20 protein-coding genes are annotated in these 24488 nt (G+C 62.7%); 3 read left to right on the forward strand and 17 right to left on the reverse strand.

Annotated elements, in window-relative coordinates; translation table 11 throughout:
• Window positions 1-50: 50 nt before the first annotated feature.
• Window positions 51-1169, forward strand: a complete 1119-nt coding sequence (gene alr / locus F3H95_RS09605; RefSeq protein ID WP_149745776.1) for an alanine racemase — start codon at window positions 51-53, stop codon at window positions 1167-1169.
• Between the two features lie 33 nt (window positions 1170-1202).
• The gene (locus F3H95_RS09610; protein WP_149745777.1) at window positions 1203-2456 is read left to right on the forward strand and encodes a D-amino acid dehydrogenase; all 1254 of its coding nucleotides are present in this window, start codon (window positions 1203-1205) and stop codon (window positions 2454-2456) included.
• 125 nt (window positions 2457-2581) lie between these two features.
• Here F3H95_RS09610 and F3H95_RS09615 read toward each other — a convergent pair whose 3' ends face one another.
• From F3H95_RS09615 to F3H95_RS09645, 7 genes are all read right to left on the reverse strand, one after another.
• Window positions 2582-2878, reverse strand: coding sequence for a type II toxin-antitoxin system RelB/DinJ family antitoxin (locus F3H95_RS09615; RefSeq protein WP_149745778.1), 297 nt, complete (start codon window positions 2876-2878; stop codon window positions 2582-2584).
• A gap of 73 nt (window positions 2879-2951) precedes the next feature.
• Window positions 2952-3761: a 5-deoxy-glucuronate isomerase gene (iolB, locus tag F3H95_RS09620; protein WP_149745779.1), complete on the reverse strand. Its 810-nt coding sequence runs from the start codon at window positions 3759-3761 to the stop codon at window positions 2952-2954.
• On the reverse strand, window positions 3758-4003 hold the full coding sequence (locus F3H95_RS09625) for a hypothetical protein (RefSeq protein ID WP_143124160.1): 246 nt from the start codon (window positions 4001-4003) through the stop codon (window positions 3758-3760). The genes iolB and F3H95_RS09625 overlap by 4 nt, the downstream gene beginning before the upstream one ends.
• A 22-nt stretch (window positions 4004-4025) precedes the next feature.
• Complete coding sequence (gene iolE, locus F3H95_RS09630) at window positions 4026-4919, reverse strand: myo-inosose-2 dehydratase (protein ID WP_149745781.1); 894 nt, start codon at window positions 4917-4919, stop codon at window positions 4026-4028.
• Window position 4920: 1 nt separating this feature from the next.
• A complete protein-coding gene (gene iolD, locus F3H95_RS09635) occupies window positions 4921-6744 on the reverse strand; it encodes a 3D-(3,5/4)-trihydroxycyclohexane-1,2-dione acylhydrolase (decyclizing) (protein WP_149745782.1) in 1824 nt (607 codons plus the stop codon).
• Window positions 6741-8660, reverse strand: a complete 1920-nt coding sequence (gene iolC / locus F3H95_RS09640) for a 5-dehydro-2-deoxygluconokinase (RefSeq protein ID WP_149745783.1) — start codon at window positions 8658-8660, stop codon at window positions 6741-6743. Before iolC ends, iolD begins: the two co-directional genes overlap by 4 nt.
• A 117-nt stretch (window positions 8661-8777) precedes the next feature.
• Window positions 8778-9593, reverse strand: a complete 816-nt coding sequence (locus F3H95_RS09645; RefSeq protein WP_149745784.1) for a MurR/RpiR family transcriptional regulator — start codon at window positions 9591-9593, stop codon at window positions 8778-8780.
• 129 nt (window positions 9594-9722) lie between these two features.
• On the opposite strand from F3H95_RS09645, the gene iolG reads away from it, so the two are divergent.
• Window positions 9723-10715, forward strand: coding sequence for an inositol 2-dehydrogenase (gene iolG / locus F3H95_RS09650; protein ID WP_149745785.1), 993 nt, complete (start codon window positions 9723-9725; stop codon window positions 10713-10715).
• Window positions 10716-10830: 115 nt separating this feature from the next.
• Here the strand turns inward: iolG and F3H95_RS09655 are convergent, their stop codons facing one another.
• The 10 genes from F3H95_RS09655 to F3H95_RS09700 form a co-directional block, all read right to left on the reverse strand.
• On the reverse strand, window positions 10831-11910 hold the full coding sequence (locus F3H95_RS09655) for a glycoside hydrolase family 88 protein (protein WP_143124166.1): 1080 nt from the start codon (window positions 11908-11910) through the stop codon (window positions 10831-10833).
• A 32-nt stretch (window positions 11911-11942) separates the two neighbouring features.
• On the reverse strand, window positions 11943-14459 hold the full coding sequence (locus F3H95_RS09660) for a hypothetical protein (protein ID WP_210248547.1): 2517 nt from the start codon (window positions 14457-14459) through the stop codon (window positions 11943-11945).
• The gene (locus F3H95_RS09665; protein ID WP_149745786.1) at window positions 14456-15733 is read right to left on the reverse strand and encodes an HAD family hydrolase; all 1278 of its coding nucleotides are present in this window, start codon (window positions 15731-15733) and stop codon (window positions 14456-14458) included. The genes F3H95_RS09660 and F3H95_RS09665 overlap by 4 nt, the downstream gene beginning before the upstream one ends.
• Window positions 15730-16752 carry an ABC transporter ATP-binding protein gene (locus F3H95_RS09670; RefSeq protein WP_143124211.1) on the reverse strand — a complete coding sequence of 341 codons (1023 nt, stop codon included), beginning with the start codon at window positions 16750-16752 and terminating at the stop codon, window positions 15730-15732. Before F3H95_RS09670 ends, F3H95_RS09665 begins: the two co-directional genes overlap by 4 nt.
• 26 nt (window positions 16753-16778) lie before the next feature.
• Window positions 16779-17834 (reverse strand): ABC transporter ATP-binding protein, encoded by a 1056-nt coding sequence (locus F3H95_RS09675; protein ID WP_210245862.1) that lies wholly within the window; start codon window positions 17832-17834, stop codon window positions 16779-16781.
• A gap of 12 nt (window positions 17835-17846) precedes the next feature.
• Window positions 17847-19004 (reverse strand): ABC transporter permease, encoded by a 1158-nt coding sequence (locus F3H95_RS09680; protein ID WP_149745788.1) that lies wholly within the window; start codon window positions 19002-19004, stop codon window positions 17847-17849.
• A 7-nt stretch (window positions 19005-19011) separates the two neighbouring features.
• Window positions 19012-19998, reverse strand: coding sequence for an ABC transporter permease (locus tag F3H95_RS09685; RefSeq protein ID WP_143124169.1), 987 nt, complete (start codon window positions 19996-19998; stop codon window positions 19012-19014).
• A 162-nt stretch (window positions 19999-20160) separates the two neighbouring features.
• On the reverse strand, window positions 20161-21972 hold the full coding sequence (locus F3H95_RS09690; protein WP_244617952.1) for an ABC transporter substrate-binding protein: 1812 nt from the start codon (window positions 21970-21972) through the stop codon (window positions 20161-20163).
• A 213-nt stretch (window positions 21973-22185) separates the two neighbouring features.
• The gene (locus tag F3H95_RS09695) at window positions 22186-23241 is read right to left on the reverse strand and encodes a LacI family DNA-binding transcriptional regulator (protein WP_244617953.1); all 1056 of its coding nucleotides are present in this window, start codon (window positions 23239-23241) and stop codon (window positions 22186-22188) included.
• Between the two features lie 10 nt (window positions 23242-23251).
• Window positions 23252-24487, reverse strand: coding sequence for a CehA/McbA family metallohydrolase (locus F3H95_RS09700; protein WP_149745791.1), 1236 nt, complete (start codon window positions 24485-24487; stop codon window positions 23252-23254).
• Between the last annotated feature and the right edge of the window lies 1 nt (window position 24488).

Genomic DNA, 24488 nt, shown 5'->3' on the forward strand with positions numbered 1-24488 from the left:
CAGGATTTCTCCGCTAAACTCTCTCCAATCATAAACTTGAGGGTTGGGCCATGGACATGGCGAGCGTGACGAACTGGGACAAGAGCGGCGCGCCGGGCGTGCTGACCATCGATCTTTCCGCCGTGCGCCGCAACTGGCGCCGGATTGCCTCTCTCGTGGCGCCGGCCAAGACGTCGGCTGTCGTCAAGGCCGATGCCTATGGCCTTGGGGCAGAGCGGGTGACTGCTGCCCTTTACGAAGAGGGCTGCCGCGATTTCTTCGTTGCCCAATATGGGGAGGCCGTCGCGCTGCGCTCGCTGCTTGCCGATGACGCCACCCTCTACGTGCTGAACGGGCTGCAGCCCGGCGTGGAAAGTGATTGCGCGCTGCGCAATGTGATCCCTGTGCTCAATTCGCTGGAGCAGGTCGGCCGCTGGCGCAGCACCGCCAGCCTTCTCGGGCGCCGCCTGCCGGCACTGCTGCAGTTCGATACCGGCATGTCGCGGCTTGGCATGGCACCGGAAGAAGCGGAGGCACTGTCGTGCGATCCCGCACTGCTGGCCGGCATCGACGTTCGCTACATCATGAGCCATCTCGCCTGCGCCGACGAGGCGGAAGATCCGCACAATGCCGCGCAGGCCAGAATGATGCAGAGCATTTCCGAATCCTTCCCCGGCATTCCGGTCTGCTTCGGCAATTCCGGCGGATCCTTACTCGGCGAAGCCTATCGCGGCGCCATGGTCCGCCCCGGCATTGCGCTCTATGGCGCCCGCCCGACGGATATCCTGACCCAGCCGATGGAGCCGGTCGTCAGCATCGATGCGGCCGTCGTGCAGACCCGCACGGTCCCCGCCGGCACGAGCGTCGGCTATTCCGCCACCTATGTCACGGAGCGCGCGCAAAAGCTCGCCACAGTGGCGCTCGGCTATGCCGATGGCGTGCCCCGCTCGCTCAGCAATCGCGGCGCCTTCTTCCTCGGCAATGTTCGCCTGCCGATCGTCGGCCGTGTGTCGATGGACAGCACGATCATCGACATCACCGATCTGCCGGACGGCGCTCTTTCGCTCGGCGCGCGGGTGGAATGGATCGGCCCGCACCAGAGTATCGAGCAGGTGGCCGAGGACGCCGGCACCATCACCTGGGAGATCCTGACCGGGATCGGCAACCGCTATGCGCGACACTATCGCTAAGACAAAGCAGAACAAGAAAACGGGGATATCACCATGAAGATCACCATTCTCGGCGCGGGCGTCATCGGCGTCACCTCCGCCTACTATCTTGCCAGGGCGGGTCACGAGGTGACTGTCATCGACCGTCAGGCCGGCCCGGCTCTGGAAACAAGCTTTGCCAATGCCGGCGAGGTATCCTTCGGCTACTGCTCGCCCTGGGCGGCGCCCGGCATTCCGCAGAAGGCGATGAAGTGGATCTTCATGGAGCACGCGCCGCTGATCCTGCGCCCGAAGCTCGACGCGGCGATGCTGTCGTGGATGCTGAAGATGCTGATGAACTGCACCTCGGAGCGCTACGCCCTCAACAAGAGCCGCATGCTGCGGCTTGCCGATTACAGCCGCCTTGCGCTTGCCGAAGTGCGCAGCGACACCGGCATCGCCTATGACGAGCGCATGCAGGGTACGCTGCAGCTGTTCCGCACGGAAGCGCAGCTGGAGGCCTCCGCCAAGGATGTGAAGGCGCTGGCCGCCGACGGCATTCCCTATGAGGTGCTTGATCCGGACGGCTGCATCCGCGCCGAGCCCGCACTCGGCCATGTTCGACACAAGATCGTCGGCGGCCTGCTGACGCCGAAGGACGAGACGGGCGATTGCTTCAAGTTCACCAATGCGCTGGCTGCCAAGGCGGAAAGCATGGGCGTGCGCTTCCAGTGGGGCACGGGCATTCTGGGTCTCGAAGTGGAAGGGGGCGCCGTGAAGGCGGTGGTGACGGATCGCGGCCGGATCCTGTCGGACTCAATCGTCGTCGCGCTCGGCAGCTATTCGCCGATTCTGGTGAAGCCGCATGGCATCAGCCTGCCGGTCTATCCGGTCAAGGGCTATTCGCTGACCATCCCGATCACTGATGCGAGCCGCGCCCCGGAATCGACCGTGATGGACGAGACCTACAAGATCGCCATCACCCGCCTTGGCGACCGCATCCGCGTCGGTGGCATGGCGGAAATCTCGGGCTATACCAATGATCTGGGGCTGGCGCGCCGCCGCACGCTGGAACATTCCGTCACCGACCTGTTCCCCGGCGGCGATATTTCGCGCGCCGATTTCTGGTCGGGCCTGCGTCCGATGACGCCGGATGGCACACCGGTGATCGGTGCGACGAAGATCCGCAATCTCTATCTCAACACCGGCCATGGCACGCTCGGCTGGACGATGAGCTGCGGATCCGCGAAGGTTCTGGCCGACATCGTCAGCGGTCGCAAGGCGGATATCGAAACCAAGGATCTGGCCGTTTCGCGCTACGCGGCTTGAGTTTCAATGGAAACGGCGGCGCGGGATGTCAGTCGTTCCGCGCGGGTTCCGGCGCGGCGTCGGGATTGTGGTCGGAAATATAGTCGATGATGGAAACCACGTCGGATGGTGCTGTCTGGTGCCACTCAAGGCGCCGCACGGCGCTTCCTGTCGATCAGCGCCTGCATCTCGTCCATCACCTCTTCATGGGATGACGAAGCGCGGCGGTCCTGCAGCGCTTCCCGAACCTTGGTGCGGAACCATGCATCGTAAGCCTCAGGGTCCGCGGTCAGGCCGGCCGGCAAGCCGCCTTCCTTCGCCACGCGGGTCAGAAGAATGCGTACGGCGTCGGAGACCGTCAGGCCGAATTGCGCGAGCTTTTCCGCCGCTTCGGCCTTCAGGTCTTCCTCGACCCGGATATGCAGCATCGCCGTCTTGCCCATGCCCATGGCTCCCTGTCATCCATGGAACCAATATGTCTCTCAAATGAGAGACGTTCAAGGGCTCATTCCTCCGTCACGGATTGTCGCGCTTGAAGATCCAGTCGTGGTCCGGATGGTTCTGGAAGCGCCACTTGCGCATCGGGCCTGCCATGACGTTGAGATAATACATCTCGTAGCCGTAAGGCGCACCGCAGGGGTGATGGCCCTTGGGCACCAGAACCACATCGCCATCCGAGACAGCCATGGTCTCATCGAGCGAGCCGTCCTCGGTGAACACGCGCTGGAAGCCAAAACCCTGCGCCGGGTTGAGGCGATGGTAATAGGTCTCTTCCAGATAGGTCATGTCCGGGAAGTTGTCCTCGTCGTGCCGGTGCGGCGGATAGGACGACCAGTTGCCGGACGGCGTGAAGACTTCCGTGACGAGCAGGCTGTCGGCCACATCGCGATCTTCCATGGCAATCGGGAAGATGTAGCGCGTGTTGGCGTTCTTGCCGCGTTCCGTCAGCGCGATACCGGCCGGACCGATCACCTGTGCCTCGCGGCCGGGTTTGGCGGGGGCGGTGCAGATGGCAAGTGTGCAATCGGTCGTTGCCTCGGCCGACCAGTCGGCGCCGGCTGGAATATAGACGCAATGCGGCGGCTTCTTCTCGAAGACGTTCATGCGGTCGCCGAGTTCGCCGAACGCCTTGCCGGCGCCGGAAATGTTGGCCTTTCCTTCGACCAGCACGAGGATCACCTCGGTCTCGCCGGTCGCTTCGGCCGCCTTTTCACCGGGCTTCAGGTGGTAGAGGCCAAAGCCGACATAACCCCATTCGGCGCTTTCCGGGGTGATGTCGTGAACCTTGCCGGTCTTGCCCGCAGGCTTGCGCAACAGTTTGCTCATTCCTCGTCTCCTTCCCGCTGAGCGGCGGCGGCAGCCGCTTTCGCTTCGGCTTCCGCAATCGAACGGTCGTACATGATGAGAAGTTCGTAGGCTGCGTAAGCCGCAGCGCCGACGAACAGCAGAGCCCAGCCCCACGATCCGTTATAGACTTCCACAAGCCCCCAGAGGATGGGCAGGATCACGGTGAGGATCCGGCGCCATTTCGGCTTGAAGAACGGATGCGTGGGGTCAAGCAGCTTCAACGGGTTTTCCTTCGAAACGGGTTCAGATGAGACCCGCATCCTTGGCGAAGCCCTTCAGCGATTTCAAGCCGAGGCTCTGATATTGATAAGGATTGCGCACATCCGGGTCCTGTTCCGCCTCGATGACGATCCAGCCCTGATAGCCGTGTTCTGCGGCAATCTTGAGAACCGGCGGGAAGTCGACGCCGCCTTCGATGTCACCCGGAACGGTAAACACGCCGCGACGCACGCCTTCCAGGAAGGAGAGCTTTTCGTTGCGAACCTGCTCGGCAATCACCGGGCGCACGTTCTTGGCGTGGATATGGCCGACGCGATGCATGTATTTTTTCGCAACGGCTTCCGGGTTTCCGCCACCAAAGTAGCAATGGCCGGTGTCGAGCAGCAGCTTGGCATGCGGGCCGGTGTGCTGCATCAGCAGATCGATTTCCTCTTCGCTCTCGACCACCGTGCCCATGTGGTGGTGGTAGACGAGCGAGATGCCCTGGGACGCGGAGAACTCTGCCAGCGCCTCAACACCTGCGCCGAACTTTTCCCAATCGGCTTCGGCAAGCTTCGGCCGGTCGGCAAGAGCCGTATCGTCGGCGCCGTGGATGGCGTTCGAGGTTTCGCAGACGATGATGACCTTGCAGCCCATGGCCTTCAGGACGTCGAGGAAGGGCTGCATGGCGGCCTTTTCCTCTTCGATACTGTTGGTCAAGAGGTTCAGCGAGTGCCAGCCGGAGACGAATTTGAGGCCGCGCGGCTCCAGCACGGATTTGAGGCCCGCCGGATCGGTCGGCAGCTTGTGGCCCTTCTCGATGCCGTCGAAGCCGATCTTGGCGGTTTCATCCAGGCACTGTTCGAGGCTGATATGCGCGCCAAGCGAGCGGTCGTCGTCATTGGACCATGCAATCGGGTTGGTACCGAAGAGGATCATATTACTGTCTTTCCTTCAGGGCAGCTTCATAGGCGGCGCGCGCCGCATTGACTTCTTTGCGGGCCGAGACTTCCGGCACGGCCACATCCCACCAATGGCCCCCGGCACCCGGTGTCGGATAGGGGTCCGTATCGATGACGATGACGGTCGGAACGGTCGCGGCGCGGGCGGCATCGAGCGCCGATTCAAGTTCCGCGATGGACGAGACTTTCGACGAGTGCGCGCCCATGGCAGCGGCATGGGCGGCGAAATCGATGGCAATCGGGTTTGCCTGATTGGTGTGGGCGTAGAGATTGTTGAACTCCGCGCCGCCGGTGCCCATCTGCAGCCGGTTGATGCAGCCATAGCCCCGGTTATCGGTGATGACGACCGTGATCTTCACGCCCATCGCCACGGCGGTGGCAAGCTCCGAATTCATCATCATGTAGGAGCCATCGCCCACCATGACGATCACGTCGCGCTCGGGTTCGGCCATCTTGATGCCAAGGCCGCCGGCAATCTCGTAGCCCATGCAGGAGAAGCCGTATTCCATATGGTAGGAAAGCGGCAGCTTGGCCTTCCACAATTGGTGCAACTCACCCGGCATGGTGCCGGCTGCGCACATCACGACTGTATTATCGCGCGAGGCCCGCTGTACGGCGCCGATCACCTGCATGTCGGTCGGCAGTGTGTTGGCGTCTCTCGGCGCGGCGGTTACCGCATCGGCCTTCTCAAACCAGCTGGCTTTCAGGCTCGCATCCGGTGCCGCAAAGCGATGATCGCCAAGCGTTGCCGAAATCTTCTCCAGCCCGACCTTTGCATCCGCGACGAGCGGGATCGCATCGTGCTTGGCGCTGTCATAGGGCTGCACGTTGAGAGCCAGGATCTTGCGGCTCGGGTTCTTGAACAGCGCCCAGGAACCGGTGGTGAAATCCTGAAAGCGGGTGCCGACGCCGATGACAAGATCGGCCTTTTCAGAGACGACATTGGCGCTTTCGCAGCCCGTAACGCCGACCGGGCCAAAATTATAGGCGTGGTCCCAGGCGAGCGCCGACTTGCCGGCCTGCGTTTCGACAACCGGGATCTGATGCTTTTCGACGAAGCCCTTCAGGGTTTCCGTAGCACCGGAGAAGTGTACGCCACCACCGGCGACGATGACCGGGTTCTTCGCAGCCCGGATGGCGGCAATCGCCGCTTCCAGTTCCACGACATCCGGTTCGGGACGACGGAAGCGCCAGGTCTTCTTCGCAAAGAAGCTTTCGGGATAATCATAGGCCTCGGCCTGCACATCCTGGCAGAAGGCGAGCGTCACCGGCCCGCAATCGGCCGGGTCCGTCAGGGTGCGAAACGCGCGCGGCAGCGCTGTCAGAAGCTGTTCGGGACGTTCGATGCGGTCGAAATAGCGGCTGACCGGCTTGAAGCAGTCATTGGCGGAAATCGTGCCATCCTCGAAATCCTCGATCTGCTGGAGAACCGGATCGGGGCCGCGATTGGCAAACACATCGCCCGGAATAAAGAGAACCGGCAGGCGATTGACATGCGCGAGAGCCGCTGCCGTAACCATGTTGAGCGCACCGGGACCGATGGAAGACGTGACCGCCATGGCCCGGCGGCGGCCAAGCTGCTTGGCGTAGGCAATCGCCGCATGCGCCATCGACTGCTCGTTCTGGCCGCGATAGGTCGGCAGTTCTTCGCGAATACCATAAAGCGCCTCGCCGATGCCGGCGACATTGCCGTGGCCGAAAATGGCCCAGACGCCGGCGATATAGGGAACGCCATCCTCGTTCAGCTGGTTGGCGAGATAGCGCACCAGTGCCTGCGCTGCCGTCAAACGGATCGTCGTCATGCCTTTCCTCCCTTGGCCTTGGCGCGCGCTCCATCCCAGATTGCGCAAAGGCTCTTGTATCTCGCCACCATATCCTCCACGGCGGCCTCATCCGTGATCTGGCCCGCCAGCCACTTGCGGGCGGCATCACCGAAGATCGTGCGGCCCACGGCAAAGCCCTTGACCAGATCGAAGCCCGCAGCCAGCGCAAAGCTTTCCTCAAGCTCCGCCTGCGGTGCATCGAGACCCAATACCACGATACCCCGCGTGCGTGTATCGTGACGTTCTACCGCAGCACAGGCATTGGCCCAGGCGGTTTGAGACTTCATCGGCTCCAGCTTCCACCAGTCGGGATAGACGCCGATCTCGTAGAAGCGGTCGATGATCTTTGCCGTTGTCTCGTCATCGACAGAACCGACCTTTGACGGGATGACTTCGAGCAGAAATTCCAGACGGTTACGCCGCGCCGCCTCGAACAGGCGCTTGACGGTTTCTTCCTGGCGTTCCTTCAATTCTGCCGCATCGTCAGGGTGGTAGAAGCAAAGCACTTTCACCACATGTTCAGCGGCCCATTCGCTCAGGCCACCGCAATCGAGCCCCAGCTCCGGCTCCAGCGTCAGCGGACGAGAACCCGGCCATTCGGCAGGGCGACCGATCCACAGCCCCGTTCCGGCGGCGGAATAAAGCGCTTCCTTCCCGAGGCGGCTATCGCAGAGAATGCCATAACCGCCCTGCCCGCCCGCGACCGTCGTCGCAGCCTGAAGGCAGAGCTTCTTGAAGGCGCCGATTCGATCCGTTGCAACGCCGGCTTCTTCGGCCATGGCTTCCAGCTGAATACGGTGATCGAAGGCGAAGACGCGCATGGTCGACCAGTCGCCCTTGCGGTTTGTGGACCAGTGAACCTGCTCAAGTGCTGCATCCTTGCGCAGCGCCTTGTTCTTGATGCCGGTCCTGAAGAAATACTGCAGCTCTTCCCAGCTCGGATAGGCCGGCGTGCAGCCGTGGCGCGAGACGGCAAAGGCGCCGCAGGCATTGGCATATTTCAGCGCCGTCGGCCAATCCTCACCCGTCAGCCAGCCTTTCAGCAGGCCGGCCATGAAGCCATCGCCCGCGCCCAGCACGTTGAAGACTTCGATCGGGAAACCGGGGCCAGTCTGGCCCTTGTCGAGACTGTCGGGGATCTCGCCTTCGAAGACGGCTGCTCCCATCGGTCCGCGCTTGCAGACGAGTGCGGCCTTGGAGACCTTACGCACGGCCCGCAGCGCCTCCAGCGTATCGGTCGATCCACCAGCGATATGGAATTCTTCTTCGGTGCCGACAATCAGGTCGAACAGGTGCAGCGTGCTCTGCAGCTTCGCCGTGACCTTGGCCGATTCCACGAAGCGGCTTTCGCCATCGCCATGACCAGCCACACCCCAGAGATTGGGGCGATAATCGATGTCGAGCGCGGTTTTCGCGCCGTTGCCACGCGCCAGTTTCAGCGCCTTCATCACCGCCGCTTCCGTTCGCGTATGCGAGAGGTGCGTGCCCGTGACCGTGACGCAGCGGGATTCGGCGATGAAGGCCGGATCGATGTCGTCTTCGCAGAGCGCCATGTCGGCGCAGTTTTCGCGGTAGAAGATCAGCGGGAACTGGTTCTCGTCACGGATGCCGAGCAGAACCAGCGCCGTCAGTCGCTCCGGGTCGGTCACCACACCGCGCACGTCAACACCTTCGCGCACCAGCTGTTCGCGGATGAAGCGGCCCATATGCTCGTCGCCGACACGCGTGATGACCGCGCTTTTGAGACCAAGGCGGGCAGCGCCGGCGGCAATGTTGGTCGGCGAGCCGCCGATATATTTGTTGAAGGAGCTCATGTCCTCCAGCCGGCCACCCACCTGGGCGCCATAGAGGTCAACGGACGAGCGTCCGATCGTGATCACGTCGAGTGGCTTCAAGAGGCCCTCCCTTGGCCGAAGATGGCAGATGGCGCTTGACGCGCAGGTCCGGCGTCTCCCACGCCGATTTCATTTTTGGACTATAAATTCTATTTTTGACGCTTTCAACACGAATATTCAAACTTTCCGCCGTGCACCGACCGCAGCAGATAAAGCAATAGCGGTACACAGCGTAGCGGACAGGGAGCGGAATGCGCCGAAATCCACCTCTGACACCGTAAGAATGGTTGCGCCCATCTTGCGAAGTGGATTGACCGCCGTATCCGTCAGCGCCACGACGGCCACGCCGCGGGCGCGAACGGCCTCGACAAGATCAAGTGTTTCCGCCGAATAGGGTGAGAAGGTAATGGCGAGCAGCGCATCGCCGGGCCGAATGGCGGCGGAGCTATCCAGCCGCCCTGCGACACTGTGCAGCATGGCTGGCACCTGCATCTTTTCCAGCGCATAGGCGATGTAACTCGCCACAGGAAAGGAGCGGCGAAGGCCTATGATATGAACAAGGTTCGCTGACGCCAGCAGATCGACAGCCTCCTCAAGGGATTGAGGATCCACGGATTTCAGGAGATTTTCCAGCGAGGCGCGTCCCGCCTCCACAAATTCCGCCAGAAGGCGCGGGCCGCTATGCTCCCCCATCTCGCGCAGGTGATCGAGCCTTGTGGAATAATCGGGCCAGCCGCCTACATAGTTATCACGAAACAGGCGCTGCATTTCAGAATAGCCGGAAAAGCCCATGATCTGGCAGAAGCGCATGAAGGCGGAAGGTTGCACCCCTGCAGCCTCTGCCATTTCAGCGACCGTGGAGACGGCGATGCGGTCCGTGTTCGCCGCCACATAATCCGCGCACTGCTTCAGCCGCTTCGGCAAGGATGCCGCCACTTCCAGCAGTTTCTCCTCGAATTCCCGGACCGTCGCAGGCGCTGCTGCATCCGTCATGCAATCGTCCTTTTTCTGCGCTTGACATGAATATGGCTACACACTAGCAAAATGGAATAGATATTCCAAATGCGGTTTGGAACAAATATTCTGAAATCATCCAGATGACCCCATAGTGGAGGAGAACCCATGGTAACGAGATTGGCCCTGTTGGGCGCCGGACGTATCGGCAAGGTGCATGCGAAGGCGATCGCATCCGACCCGCGTGCAAAGCTGGTGGCCGTGGTGGATGCCATGGAAGCCGCGGCCAAGGCGATCGCCGACGAGGCCGGTTGCGAGGTCAGCACCATCGATGCCGTTCTGGCCGACAAGGATGTCGACGCCGTCATCATCTGCACGCCGACCAATACGCATGCGGATCTCATTGAAAAGTTCGCCCGTGCCGGCAAGGCGATCTTCTGCGAAAAGCCGATCGATCTCGATGTGGCCCGCGCTCAAGCCTGCATCGACGTGGTCAAGGAAACCGGCGCCAAGGTGATGCTCGGCTTCAACCGCCGCTTCGATCCGCACTTCCAGGCCGTTCGCAAGGAAATCGACAAGGGCACCATCGGCAAGGTGGAAATGGTGACGATCACCAGCCGTGACCCGGGCGCCCCGCCCGTCGAATATATCAAGGTGTCCGGCGGCATCTTCCGCGACATGACCATCCACGATCTCGACATGGCGCGCTTCCTGCTCGGCGAAGAGATCGTCTCGGTCTTCGCGACCGGTGCGGTTCTGGTCGATCCGAAGATTGGCGAAGCCGGCGATTACGACTCCGCCAGCCTGATCCTCACCACAGCCAGCGGCCGTCAGGCTGTCATCTCCAATTCGCGCCGCGCCACCTATGGCTATGACCAGCGCATCGAAGTGCATGGTTCGCTGGGGTCCGTTGCTGCGGAAAACCAGCGCCCGGTGTCGATTGAAGTCGCCAACAAGGACGGCTATACCCGCCCGCCGCTGCACGATTTCTTCATGACGCGCTATACGGAAGCCTATGCCGCTGAAATCAAGGCCTTCATCGATACGGTCGAGAAGGGAGCTGCTGCCTCGCCGTCGGCCGAGGATGGTCTGATCGCGCTGAAGCTTGCTGATGCTGCGCTCAAGTCTGCCAAGACAGGTGCTGCCGTTTCGCTCGGCTGAGGGCGATTACTCGACATTCTATCAAAAAGGCGGCGGAACCTGAGGTTCCGCCGCCTTTTGTTGTGCTGACAGGGCCGCACCGCACCTGTCCCCTGCCCGGTGCGGCCCGCCCGCATCAACCTTCCTTTTCTGCCATCACGCGCACGAGGAGCAGCATGACAAGCGCCTGGCCATAGGGTGCCGGCACGTTCGGGATCTGACGATAGAAGTCGAGCGTATGGCCCATGGGCGTGCCATCGGATACTTCCAGCACGATGCCGGTGTCGTCGATCCGCTGCATCACGGCATCCAGCGCCTTGCGGGCGACAGGCTTCAGGGCCGGGTCCAGCAGGCCGAGATCGATGCCGCGCAGGATGCCGTAGGCGATTCCGGCGGTCGCAGAGGTTTCCTCCGGCGAGACGGGATCGCAGACCAGCGTGTTGAACATGCCATTGGGGCGCTGGTGTTCGGCAAGTGTGCGCACCTGCGCCTGCAGAACATGGGTCAGATGACGCTTCAGATGCTCCGGCACATGGGCCACGAGGCTGAACAGTTCGGGGATCGCGACCGTGATCCAGGAATTGCCGCGCGCCCAGAAGGCCTTGGCGAAGTTGTGGCGACCGTTGAAGGTCCAGCCGTGATACCAGAGGCCGGTAACGGGATCGGCGAGAAAGCGCTCGTGCACGAGGAACTGGTAGAAAGCTTCCTCGATCCAGTCCTGTCGGCCGAAGCGCTGGCCGGCGCGGGCAAGGAACAGGCACGTCATGAACAGCGTGTCGTCCCACAGTTCGCCGTCGTTCATGCGTTCCTTGACCACATGCTGGAAGCCGGCGTCCTCGGTGCGGGCAAGCTTGGTCATCAGCCAGTCGGCCCAGTCCTGCACCAGCGCTTCCCAGTCCGGGCGCTTGATATGGTCGATCAGCACGGCCAGCGCCAGCATGGGGGAGGAGGAGTTCACCTGGCGCGGCGGCAGGCCGCGGCCGATCTGCCAGTCATACCAGCGGCCGATCGCTTCCATCAGCGAACGATCGCCAATGGCTTCCGCGTGGCGGATGAGGCCGTAGATGCCGACGCCGACTTCCCAGTCCCATTCATCGAACTGCAGTTCATAACCGCCATCGGGTGCGGCCACGGTTTCATTGATGCCCTTCAGGCGGGCAAGACCGACGGCGACACGGGAAAGCGTCTCGGAGAGAATTTCGGGCTGCATCAGCATCGGGAGTCCTGTCTGTCAATTCGGATCTGCAATCAGTGCGAAACGGCATCGATATGCCGGATCAGCGGTTCGAGCGTGCGGTTGGGAAACACGTAAGGTACACCGTCGGCGCTAAGCCCCTCGGCCCAGTCGAGTTGCAGCCTCTGATGCCCCGGGCGCTCCAGCGTCAATGCCGGGCTCCCTTGATCGAGCGTGAGCGTGAGCGTGAGCGTCGAAAGGCTTGCCTTGAAGGCCTCGAAGGCCCTGCTGTACGACCCTTCGGCCATCAGCGCCAGCCAACCGGTGGTGCGGCCATGGGCGCGGAACTCGATGCCGGCCCCCGGCCCGGTCGTAACCGGTTCGATGGGGCTGGTGGCGGTCAGGGCCGCAAACCCCTGTCCGCTGCGCATCACGATAAAGTTGCCGATATGCTCCACCGCATCGAAGGCATCGACCTGCACATAGGCGTGGCTGAAGGGGATGCGCGGCGCCTCGCCGAGATCGTAGAGCAGCAGCGCGGCGTTCCCGTATTGTGCCGCGCGGGGCATGGAGCCGTTACCGGCCCAGTAGGACGGCCGCGCGCTGCCCCAGGGATCGTCCTCGCCCGGCTGGTTGACCCAGGCGCGGGCAAAGGGCGAGCCGGCAAACCGCAGATCCACCACATGCTGCTGGTGGCCGCGTCCGCCCGGCCTGCCATCCATCATCGAGGACAGCTGCACATGCGCGCTTTTGTAGAGCGCCAGCCTTGCCGCCTCGTCATGACCCTGCACATAATGCGCCGTCAGCGCCTTGCCGGGTGCCGGAGAGACGACAGCCGCCGCGGCGTCCGGAGGCGCGTAACTGCCGGCGGCCAGCATGGTGAGCGCGGCAACGCCGTTGTTGAACCAGCCCTTGCCGAAAGCCACGGTGGCGAAGGGCGCAAGTTCCGTCAGCGGTCCCGCGCGCAGCTCCTTGTCATAGGCACGGCCCATGGTGCCGGCTGGCACGCCGTCCAGCGTGTGAAGGCCGATCATCAGGTAGAGCCGGTCCAGCAGGGCCTTCGCCCGTTCGCGGATCACGCCCTCGCCAAGATGTTCCAGCGCCAGCAGGCCGATGAAGTCGATCGGATAATAGGCGGCGGAATTCCATTCCGCGAGCCCATGGCTTTCGACACTGTCGAACCACTTCATCAGCCGCTGACGCCCAAGCTCCTGCTGTTCCGCCCCCGTCCGTCCGGAGGCGGTGAAGGTGGTGCGCGGCAAGAGCTTGCCGGCGAGATATTGCGAGACGTGGAAGCAGAGCACGTGGTTCTCGCTCCAGAACCACATCACGTCATTACCCGGCTCGTCCACCCAGTAACGGTAGTCGAGGATCGTCTGGCGGATCCCGCTTTGCATGTCGTCCGGCAGCCGGTCACGGTAGACGCCGTAGAGCCACAGCAGCGGGACCATCACGAAGTCGGAGCAATCGCGCCGCTCATCGATGGCCGCGAGCGTGTTGGATACAATTTCGCGGAACACGGCATCGACTGGCCGGCCGATCGCCATCATCGCGATGGCCTTGCCAGCGCGCTGTTCGCCGTGGTCGGCTGCGAATTCCAGTGCAAGACGCTTGCGCTCTTCCAGCGTCAGGGCGCGCATATCGCGCATCGGCTCGGTCAGGGTTGCGAAATCGATGTGGCGGGAGACGCGTGTTTCCCCCACAGAGAAGGTCAGGCCCAGCGGATGATAGCCGTCCGGCAGCCTGTCCGCTCCTTCCAGTCGCACCACCGTTTCGCCAGCCCGCAGCACGCCGGCCGCATCAAGCAGCGGCGGCTTGTCGCGCATGTGCACGCTCGGCAGGATCTTTGCCTCGACGGTCACATCGACGGCTGCCGGCCGCTCCACCTTCAGCTTTAACTGACCATCCCGCACATGCAGTGGCACCGGCCGCACCTCGGCAGCCAGATCCTTCAGCAGCGCGATGGTGTCGTCGGAGGCGGACACCGGCAGTTCTGCGAGGACAGGACCCGGACCGAGCAGCGTCAGTTCGAAGTACCAGAGGGCATCCCGCTCTGCGAGTTCCTCGCAAAGGACAATCACCTCGCTGCCGCCAGACTTCAGCGGCAGCGCCACCTCGGTCTCGGACTCTTTGTTGCGGCGGAAGGGTTCGAAGGCAACGCATTCGACGCCATCGATCCAGATGCGGATACCGCCGCAGGTCGCCAGCCGAAAGCGAGTCTCGCCGGCGACATCAGGTACCAGCCGCGTCTTCAGCCAGCGCGACAGGCGGGTCGGGCGATGCCAGAATCCGGAAAATTCGACACGCCGATTGAAGCCCGGCAGATAAAGCCCCTCGACCGGAAAATCCGTGCGCAGGGCAACGCTGCGAGTCTTGATCTCCTTCCACAGTGCCACGCGGCACGGCAGATCGCCTACATCGACAAAGCCGTTGATGAAGCGATAGTTCACCCGATCTTCGGCCAATGCAGGTTCGCCGGGATAATAGGTCGCTTCGACAGGCGAGAGCGCCCAGGCCGTGACGGACTGGCCGGGAGCAATAGCGAAGCCCGCGCCAGAATGCTCTTCCCTCATTTGCATCGTTGCGGTCATGACTGCTGCTCCGCCTGCGTTTGCGGGAGGCTGAGTTCGATGCGCTCCAGCAGGTCCGGCAGTTTCCAGATATGGCTGATGGTGAGGCGCGGGCGTTCGCGTCTCAGCCGCGGCTTGTGGCTGCGCCGCCTCGACCAAGCGAGGAACACGCTGATCAGGCCGAAGCGGTTGGCGCCCAGAATGTCGCGCTCCAGGTTGTTTCCGACCATCACCGTGCGGCTCCGGTCGATCTCCGAAAGGCCGAGCGCATCGGCAGCCGTGGCAAACATGCGCGCCGATGGCTTCAGTTCGCCGACGTCCCCGGAGATGATATGAGCCTCGAAGCAATCCCAGAGGCCGTGCGCGCCGAGAATGTTCTCGAAGGTCTTGCGCGGTCCATCCGCCACCAGCGCGAGGCGATAGCCGCTGGCAGCAATCTGTCGCACCGTGTCGGCGGCGCCCGGAATAAGGTCGGCCCGCGTCACGATCTCCGTTCCGGGGATTTTTTCCTCGGTCGCTTCATCGGCCAGCGTATCGCCGCAATCGAGGAAGACGGCGGCGAGATGCGGAACGGTCTGCGGCAACTTACCGACGAGGCGCGCGACGCGCTTCGGGATCCATTGTTCGAGCACCGGCCAGGGGACCAGCGCGATGCCGCCGTGTTCATCGCCGCTTCGGGCAAAATCCCAGGTGGGCACAAAGGCGGTGCGCTTCATCTTGAGCCGCGCCAGACGGTTTTCCAGCGGGGACGCGGATATAAGCCCGGCATCGGAAAAGCGGTTGGAAAGGTGGACGCCCTGTTCCCCGGCGAAAGCGCCACACATGGCCTCGATCAAGGTGCCACTCTTGACATGCATTTGGCCATTGTCGGCCCAGTGCGCATGCTTGCCGGGCTCACTGTAGAGCACGGGACGCCCCTGTTGGAGCGGCAGCGAGCCGTCCGGACGGACCATGGCGCGCCGCGATCCGTGGCGGGAGGCTTCCACCTTCACCACGTCGCCGGCCGCGGTCACATGCACCCAGACATGTTCGAGATCGTATAGGTGCTGGATGTCCCAGTCGTACCAGATGGCATATTCGATGACCGCATCCGCGACGGGCCGTACAAGGAATTTCGAGGAGACAGACTGCGCTTCGCCACGATAGATCGCGTAGCCTGTCGCAAGCGGACGGAAGGGCTCGGCCCTGTCGAGCATCAGCAGCGGGAGATGTCGCCGGGCCAATGCCGCATCCGCATGCGTGCTGTCCACGAGAAGTTCGGAGAGTTCACCGCTGAATGGGGAGGCGCATGTCATTCCGCAACCACTCCCGTCAGGTCTAGTGTTTCAGCATGGTGGCAGCGCACCTGCCGACCGGCCTGCACCACGCGCAGTTCCGGCACCTCGCCCCGGCATTTGGCATCGGCATACGCGCAGCGCGGATGGAAGGGGCAGCCGGTCGGGATGTTCATGGCATCGGCGATTTCGCCCTTCAACGGAACGCGCTTGCGGGCCCGGTTGCCGCGCGGGTCGGGCTGCGGCACGGCGGCCAGCAGTGCCTCGGTATAGGGATGCAGCGGCTTTGCGAACATCTCGTCGGTCGGCCCGACCTCCATCAGCCGGCCGAGATACATCACGCCGATGCGGTCGGAAATGTGCTCGACCATGCCGAGGTCATGGGTGATGAAGAGATAGGTGAGCCCGAACTTCTCCTGCAGGTCCTGCATCAGGTTGATGTTCTGGGCCGCGACCGACACGTCGAGCGCCGAGACGGCCTCGTCGGCAGCGATGAAGCTTGGGTTAAGCGCGAGCGCGCGGGCAATGCCGATGCGCTGGCGCTGGCCGCCGGAAAACGCGTGCGGATAGCGGGTGAGATATTCCGGACGTAGCCCGACGAGGCGCAGAAGCTCCGCCACCCGGTCGCGGATCTCGCCCTGCGAGCCGACCCCGTGAATGACCAGCGGCTCACCGACGAGGTCGAGCAGCGTCATGCGCGGGTTGAGCGAGGAATAGGGATCCTGGAAGATCATTTGCATTTCGCGGCGGATGTCGCGCAGGTCGCGATCCGACAGGGTGGAGACGTCGATGACGCTGCCGTCGGCGCGACGGAACAGGATTTCTCCGCCCGTCAGGTCATAGGCGCGCAGGATGAGGCGGGCGATCGAGGATTTTCCCGAACCGCTTTCCCCCACCAGTCCGAAGGTTTCGCCCTTGCGGATGTCGAAGGTGATGTCATCGACGGCCTTCACATAGCCCTTTACGCGCCGCATCCAGCCTTCCTGAACGGGGAAGTATTTGCGGGCGGCGCGCACCGAGATGATGTGATCCTCGTGCATCGACAATTTGGTCTTGGTCGTGCTGGTCATTGTGCGGCCTCCGCCTGCCTGTCCTGTCCGGCGAAGTGACAGCGGGCACGCTGTCCGCTGGCAAACACCACGTCATCAGGCGTCTTGACGTCACAGATGCCGCCGACGGCCTGCATGCAGCGCGGGTGGAAGGAACAGCCCGTGGGAACGTTGAAGGGATCCGGCACCATGCCGGCAATGGTGCGCAGGCGCCGGCCATGGCTCTGGCCGAGCCGCGGGATCGATTGCAGCAGCGCCTGGGTATAGGGATGCTTCGGCTCGTAGAAGATCTCGTCGACCGTGCCGGTTTCCACCACGCGACCGAGATACATGACCGCCACGCGGTCGGCGATGTCGGCCACCACGCCGAAATTGTGGGTGATGAACACGATCGCCATGTTCATCTCGTCCTGCAGACGCTTCAGCAGTTCGAGGATCTGCGCCTCGGTGGTGACGTCGAGCGCCGTTGTCGGTTCGTCGGCAATCAGCAGCGCTGGATCGCAGGCGAGCGCGAGCGCGATCATTGCACGCTGGCGCATGCCGCCGGAAAGATGATGCGGAAAGCGGTCGACGATATCGGTCGGCCGCGGCATCTGCACCTTTGTGAGCAGTTCGATGGCGCGGGCGCGGGCGTCCGCCTTGGAGACCTGCCGGTGCAGCATGACGGTGCGCATGATCTGCGTGCCGATGGTGTGCACCGGTGAGAGCGCCGTCATCGGCTCCTGGAAGATCATACCGATCTCGTTGCCCCGCAGATTGCGCATGGTGCGGCCGAGACGATCCTGCTCGTTGATCAGCAGTTCCTCGCCGCTCTTGCAGCGATAGCGGATCGTGCCACTGGCATTGATGGCATTTTTCGGCTGCAGCCGCATGATCGAGCGGGCGGTCACCGATTTCCCGGAACCGCTTTCGCCGACGATGCCGAGGACCTCGCCCTTGTTGACGTGGTAGGAGACGCCGTTGACGGCCTTCACCAGACCATCGCGGGTCGGGAAATGTACGCCGACATTGTCGAGTTGCAGCAGACGTTCCGGCGGCATGGACGACTGCGATGTGCGTGTGGTGTCAGACATGATGCTGTTCCGTCATTGGCCGTAGGGGTCGGCGGCATCGCGCAGGCCATCACCGATGAAGTTGAAGGCAAGCACGACGAGGATGACCGCAACACCGGGGGCGAGCAGCCAGGGGGCGAGCGAGATGGTGCGCAGGTTCTGCGCATCCTGCAGCAGCACGCCCCAGCTGACGACCGGCGGACGAAGGCCGAGGCCGAGGAAGCTGAGCGCCGTCTCGCCAAGGATCATCTCCGGAATGGCAAGCGTGACGGCAGCGATGATGTAGCTCGTCATCGCCGGCAGCATGTGACGGGTGACGATGCGATATTCGGAGGCGCCGGCGAGCCGGGCCGCCAGAACATAGTCTTCCGATTTCAGCGACAAGAAGCGCCCGCGCACGACGCGCGCCAGATGCGTCCAGCCGATCAGCGACAGGATGATGGTGATCAGCACGTAGACGAAGAGCGGATCCCAGGCGATCGGCAGCGCCGCCGCAAGCCCCATCCACAGCGGAATGGTCGGGATCGAGCGGATGAACTCCATCAGGCGCTGGATCATCGCATCCAGCCAGCCACCATAATAGCCGGAGATGGCGCCGAGCGCGAGGCCGAGCACGAAGGAGAAGGCAACACCGATCAGCCCCGCGGAAAGGGTGACGCGCGCGCCATAGAGAAGGCGGGTGAAGATGTCACGGCCGAGTGAATCCGTGCCAAGCAGGTTGATCTGCTGGCGACGGTCGCTGATGCCGAAGAAATGCAGATCGGTATCGACAAGGCCGAGCAGCGCGTAGGGCTCGCCCCTGACGAAGAAATCGATCGGGAGCACCTTGGTGCGGTCTTCCTGATAGACGACGCGGGCCGTTTCCGGATCACGCACGCGCTTCATGGCGTAGATGAAGGGGCGCTGCAGGGTGCCCTCATGGACCACACGCACCACCGTCGGCGGCGCAAATGTGTTGACGCGGTTGATGGTGGTCGGTGCGTAGGGCGACATGAAGTCGGCAAATACCGCCAGCAGTCCGAGAATGACCATGAAGGCAAGCGAGACGACGGCGAGCTTGTGCTTGCGGAAGCGCCACCAGATCAGGGTCCACGGCTTGGCGGTGGAGGACGCGTCCGCCTTAAACTCTTCCTTCGGCGCCAGCGGCGGCACAAGGAGGGTTTCGGAGGGTAGGGTCTGGATGTCGGTCATGTGCGCCTCATGAGAACCGGATGCGCGGGTCGGAAAGCGCAAGAAGGATGTCGGAGAGCACCGTTCCGATGACGGTGAACACGCTGAGAATGAGAATGAAGCTGCCGGCGAGATACATGTCCTGCATCTTGAGTGCCTGCAGGAGCAGCGGACCTGTGGTCGGCAGGTTCAGTACCACGGCGGTGATGACGTCGCCGGAAAACAGGGCCGGCAGCGCCCAGCCCACAGTGGAGATGAAGGGGTTGAGGGCCACGCGCACCGGATAGCGCCAGACGACCGTACGCTCGCCAAACCCTTGCGCATAGGCCGTTTCGACATAGGGTTTGCGCAGCTCGTCCAGCATGTTGGCGCGCATGACGCGGATCAGGCCTGCCGCACCGCCGGTGGCGAGCACCACGAGCGGAATCCAGATGTGGGTCAGCATGTTGCCGAATTTGGCGATCGTCCAGGGCTGGCCCTCGAACTGCGGCGAGACGAGGCCGCCGACATCCATGTTCAGCCACACGAAGGTGACCCACATCAGGATCAGCGCCAGCAGGAAGTCCGGAACGCCCTTGCCGAGAAAGCCGAAGACGGTGAAGACGTAGTCGAAGACGGAATACTGGCGGGTGGCCGAGTAGACGCCAACGGGAATCGCAATGATCCAGGTGAAGACCATGCTGAGGGTCGAGATGATCAGCGTCAGACCGACACGTTCCCAGATGAGGTCGCTGACGGCGGCATTCCATTCCAGCGAGCGCCCGAAATCGCCGTGCAGGACGATGTTGGAAATCCAGCGCCAGTACTGAACGATCAGCGGATCGTTGAGCCCCCATTCGGCGCGCATGGCGGCTTCCTGTGCCTCGGTGATGTAATCGCCGCTGTTGCGCAGCTGCGCGGCATAGGCGGTGACGAAGTCGCCGGGCGGCAACTGGATGATCACGAAGGAAATGAACGAGACGAAGATCAGTGTGGGAATGGCCCACAAGAGACGTCTGGCGATATAGTTGAGCATGCTTCCCCTCCTGCTCCGCAGGACGTGCCGTTCCAGCGGGAAACGTCACCTGTCCCCGTCAGCCGGAAACCAGGACTGATGAAAATGAAATGAAGTGGATTCCGCCGACCCGGTAAGCTCGGGCCGGCGAAGGTCATAACGTCGGGTTGATCGGCAGATGACTTACTGCTTCATCCACATCTGCTGCGTGGCCGCGAGGCCCTCGCCGCGGGTGATGTCGTCTTCGATCAGGTTGTCGGGGAAGTTCATGACGTTGGTCTTCACGACGGAGATTGCCGGCGATTCACCCACCACGCCGATGACCCAGCCCTGCGTGACGAAGGTCTTGATCAGGTCGTTGACGGCGGCATCCGCGGCCTTGCGATCGGCGGCCTTCGAAGCCGCATCCCAATCGGCAAAGACCTTGCGGATCGGATGGTCTGCCGGCGGCTCGATGCCCGACTTACCCTTGGTCGAGTACCAGAGGTAATACTGGTTCGCGTAGGAGTCGTTGCCCATCATGATGCGCGGGTCGGCTGCCACGACCGACAGGCGGTCGAAGGGATACCACTGCATCTGGAACTCGTTGTTGTCGCGGTTCGCGTCCCACTGGGTGCGGTCGATGATGCGCGGCAGCAGTTCGACGCCGATGTCCTTGTAGTTCGCAGCCACCAGTTCCATGGTCTTTGGACCATTGGCGTGCTGCATTTCCACGACGATCTGCAGCCGCTTGCCATCCGGACGCAGGCGGAAGCCGTCGGCATCCTTCTTCGTCAGGCCGATGCCGTCCAGCAGCTTGTTGGCCTTGGCGGTATCGAACTCGGCCCAGTGCTTTTCGAGATCGGCATCGAAGTTGGGTGAGCCGGAGACTGGCGATGCCTGACGTCCTTCGGCCAGACCCGAGAAGATCAGCTCGTTGATCGTGTCACGATCAATGGCGATGCTCAGCGCCTGGCGGAAGTCGGACTTCTCGAACAGGCCGCGCAGAACCTCGTCCTTCATGTTGAGGTTGGGGACCAGAGCCCAGGTCTGGGCCTGCGTCCAGCGACGAACCTTGTAGTTCCCCTTGGTCTCGTTTTCCTTGTAGAAGGTGAAGTCCTGCGGCTCGACATAGCGCATCTGCATGTCGATCTGGCCCTGCACGATCATCAGGTTGAAGGCTTCCTGGTCACTGAACAGACGGTGCGTGATGCGGTCGATATAGGGCAGCTGGTTGCCGGCCTGATCCACCGCGTAGTAATACGGATTGCGGACCATCGTGACGAGGTCGCCGGGTGCCGGCTTCTCGATCTTCCAGGCGGTGATGACCGGCAGGTCCGGGTTCTGCCACCAGGCGGTTGCGGCACCCTTCGAGCCCCAGAGATCGCTCCACTTCGGCACCCCGAACTTCGCGGCCGCCGCCTTCAGCTGCTCTTCCGAGGCGTAGTGGTTGTTGAACTGCTTCAGGTAATGCTTGGGGAAGACGAAGCTCGGGCGGTCGAGGCTCGGGTCGCCGGTCGAATCCTTTGCGAGAATTTCGAGGAAGTAGACGTAGGGCTGCTCGAACTTCACCTTGAAGGTCTGCTCGTCGATCACTTCCAGCTGCATCGGCTTGCCGCCGGGCGCCAGCGTCTGGTCGATGTTGGCAAGGATGTCCTTGTTGAGGAAGACATCGTCATACCAGAAACGCACATCTTCGGTGGTGAGCGGATGGCCATCCGACCATTTGAGTCCCTTCAGCAGCGTGAAGGTAAACTCGCGGGAATCCGGGCTGACGGAGTAGGACGAGATGTAGCCCGGGACGAGCTTCAATTCGCCGCCCGGCTTCTGCGACCATTTCACCACGCGCTCTTCCATGAGCTTGGTCGGTCCCCAGCGATCGCCCGGGCCCTTGAAGGCACGCCGCCAGTTGCCACCATATTGGCCCACCTGCTCGACCTGCATCACGGTCGGCTTTTCCGGCAGGCGCTGGTCGACCGGCGGCAGCTTTCCAGCCTTTACCTGCTCGGTCAGCATCGGAGATTCCTGGAAGGCCAGCGCGGAGCCCGCGAGGCATGTCGCCAGGAGAATAGCGAGAGAACTTGTGAAAATATTTTTACGTTGAGACATGTCACCCTCCCAGATGAACGTGTTTATTCCGTCTATTGCCCCAAAAAATCCCAGCAACAGCGTTGGTTTGGACGATCTGGCATGATCATTGAAAAATCAAGGCCAAAAAAAATTTTCATTTTACGCTATCGAAACAAAGCTCCCGCCGCTTTCCCGCTCCACGAACTGGCAGCCAAGCTCGATGCGGCAGGCCGGGTAATCGCGATTCATGAAGGACAGCCGATTTTCAAGCATCTGCACGGTAGAGGCGGCCAGGGAATCAAGCGGCACCCGGACGGTCGTGAGCGATGGAACGGTTAGTTCGCCCGGCGCAACACCATCGAAACCGACCACGGCAATGTCGGAAGGAATGGCGTAGCCCTGCGCACGCAGTTCCGTCAGTGCCCCGATCGCCAGATTGTCGGCAGCGCAGAACACGGCCGTAAAACCATCAAGGCCACCGCGTTCGGTAATGAAATCCCTCAGCGCCGCGCGCGCCTGGTCCGGTTCATAGCCGCGCGCATAAAGGACCTCGCCCTGGTCCTGCGGGAGGCCCCGCTCGGCATAGGCATCGCGAAAGCCGTCCAGACGTCGCATGATGGTGCTGCGCCCCCGCCAGGTGAGGTGCAGGATGCGCCGGTGCCCGTGCGACAGCAGCCATTCGGTGGCAAGGCGCGCGCCGTACCGATTGGCCGGCGCCACGGTGTCGAGGCCCATGGCCGGATCCTCGCCGTTCAGAAGCACCACTGGCAGGTCGGCACCGGTCAGTCCCTTCAGGAGCTTCGGATTGTCATCGAAGACCAGCACGATGCCTTCCGCACCGACTGCACGGGCGCCCGCAAGGATTTCCGCTGCCTGCAGTTCCGCCGAACCGTTGTGGGCGACGACCCGCACGCCCCTGCGCTCCGCTTCGCGTGAAAGCTGGGTCAGCATGGTCCACGACACCAGATTGATATCGTTGTGCGGGCGGTTGCCGGGGGGGACGGCGAGGTAGAGCGTCGTCAGCGAGGCAATCGCCCCCTTCTGCTGGCGTTTGGCCAGGTAGCCGAGGCGTCTGGCCGCCTCGAGTACCCGCGCCCTCACCTCCTGCGAAATGGGAGCCGTGCCATTCAGCACATGCGAGACGGTGCTCAGCGCAACGCCGGCCTCGCGGGATACATCCTTGATGCCGATCTTGCGGTCTGACCGTCTGTCCACAGCGTGGCTCCTATTCGGCATAGAACGGGTTGGTGAACAGCTTCGGATCCTTGCCGTGCCAGACCTCGAAGCGCAGGAAGCGGCCGGCAAAGGCCTGCTCCACCACCATGATATCCCCGCTTGCTGCGCGCGTCTCGATCAGTCCGAATTCCGTGATGATACGCACCTCATCGCCATCCGCGAGTCCGTTGAAGGTCACACCGATCGGCTTGCCGGCGGCAACCTGCGCGCCAAACAGCGGCAGATCCTCGGCGGACGGTCTTGCCACGGTTTCGTCTGGCGCGAAGGTGATGACATTGGCTCCAGCCCTGACGGCCGCCAGAACATCGGCAATCGCCGAGCCTTCGGCGCAGACGCGGTTGCACGGCCGTCCGTGGCGGCGCCGGTTCTTCAGATGAAAATCACTGCCGCCGGTTGCCGGGATGCGCCGTCCGGCCGTCAAAAGCTCCTGCCAGAAGGCAAGGCCCTGCTCGTTCATCACCGACCAGTTGCCGTTCCAGATTTCATAGGCATCGAATGCCCCATCGAAACCGGCCTGCCAGCGTCCGCCGGCTGAATTCTGGAAGGGATGGTTGATGACGATGGTGGCGCCCTTGGCGCGCGCCTCTTCCATCTTCTCCGCCACATCCTGTGGCGAACGGCAGCGCCAGTCATCGACCGGGCGCTCCAGTCCGAGGAAGTTGGTGTGACCGTAGAAGGAGGTCAGTTCCATCGCCGGAATGACGTGAATGCCGGGATCGTCCGGCCGGATGATGTTCTGCGAAACCGTATTGTGATCGGTGATCGCCATGAAATCCAGTCCGGAGGCCCGGGCGCGGTGAATGGCGTCAAGCACGGTCACGCCGCCATCGGAATGTTCCGAATGGCTGTGCAGTTCGCCCGCCAGCCACTGCCGCCGCCGGGCAATCAGGCGGATCTGCACCTCGACCCTGCAGTCGGGGCCGATTTTCACGATTCCGAGCACCACATGCCACTGGCCGGGTATAGGCCCGAGGTCATAGCCAGGCGTCGCCCGGTCTGCCTCGAGCGTGATGTGGCCGCGTTCGGAGCCGGTCCAGCCGCGCATGCGGCCATTGCGGGCGACGCCGAGATCGATGACGCTGCCACCGCCGCCGAAGGGATAGTGATAGCTGACCTCGATGCGTTCGATCTCCGGCCCCACGTCGAAGGGGATCTCGACGAAGGACTTTTCGCCCTCCGGAAAGCTGTCGATGGTCCGGGTGATGGTCTGGTCACGATGGGACATG

It is taken from the genome of Rhizobium sp. RU35A, from assembly GCF_900156005.1.
GTDB classification, from domain to species: Bacteria; Pseudomonadota; Alphaproteobacteria; order Rhizobiales; family Rhizobiaceae; genus Neorhizobium; species Neorhizobium straminoryzae.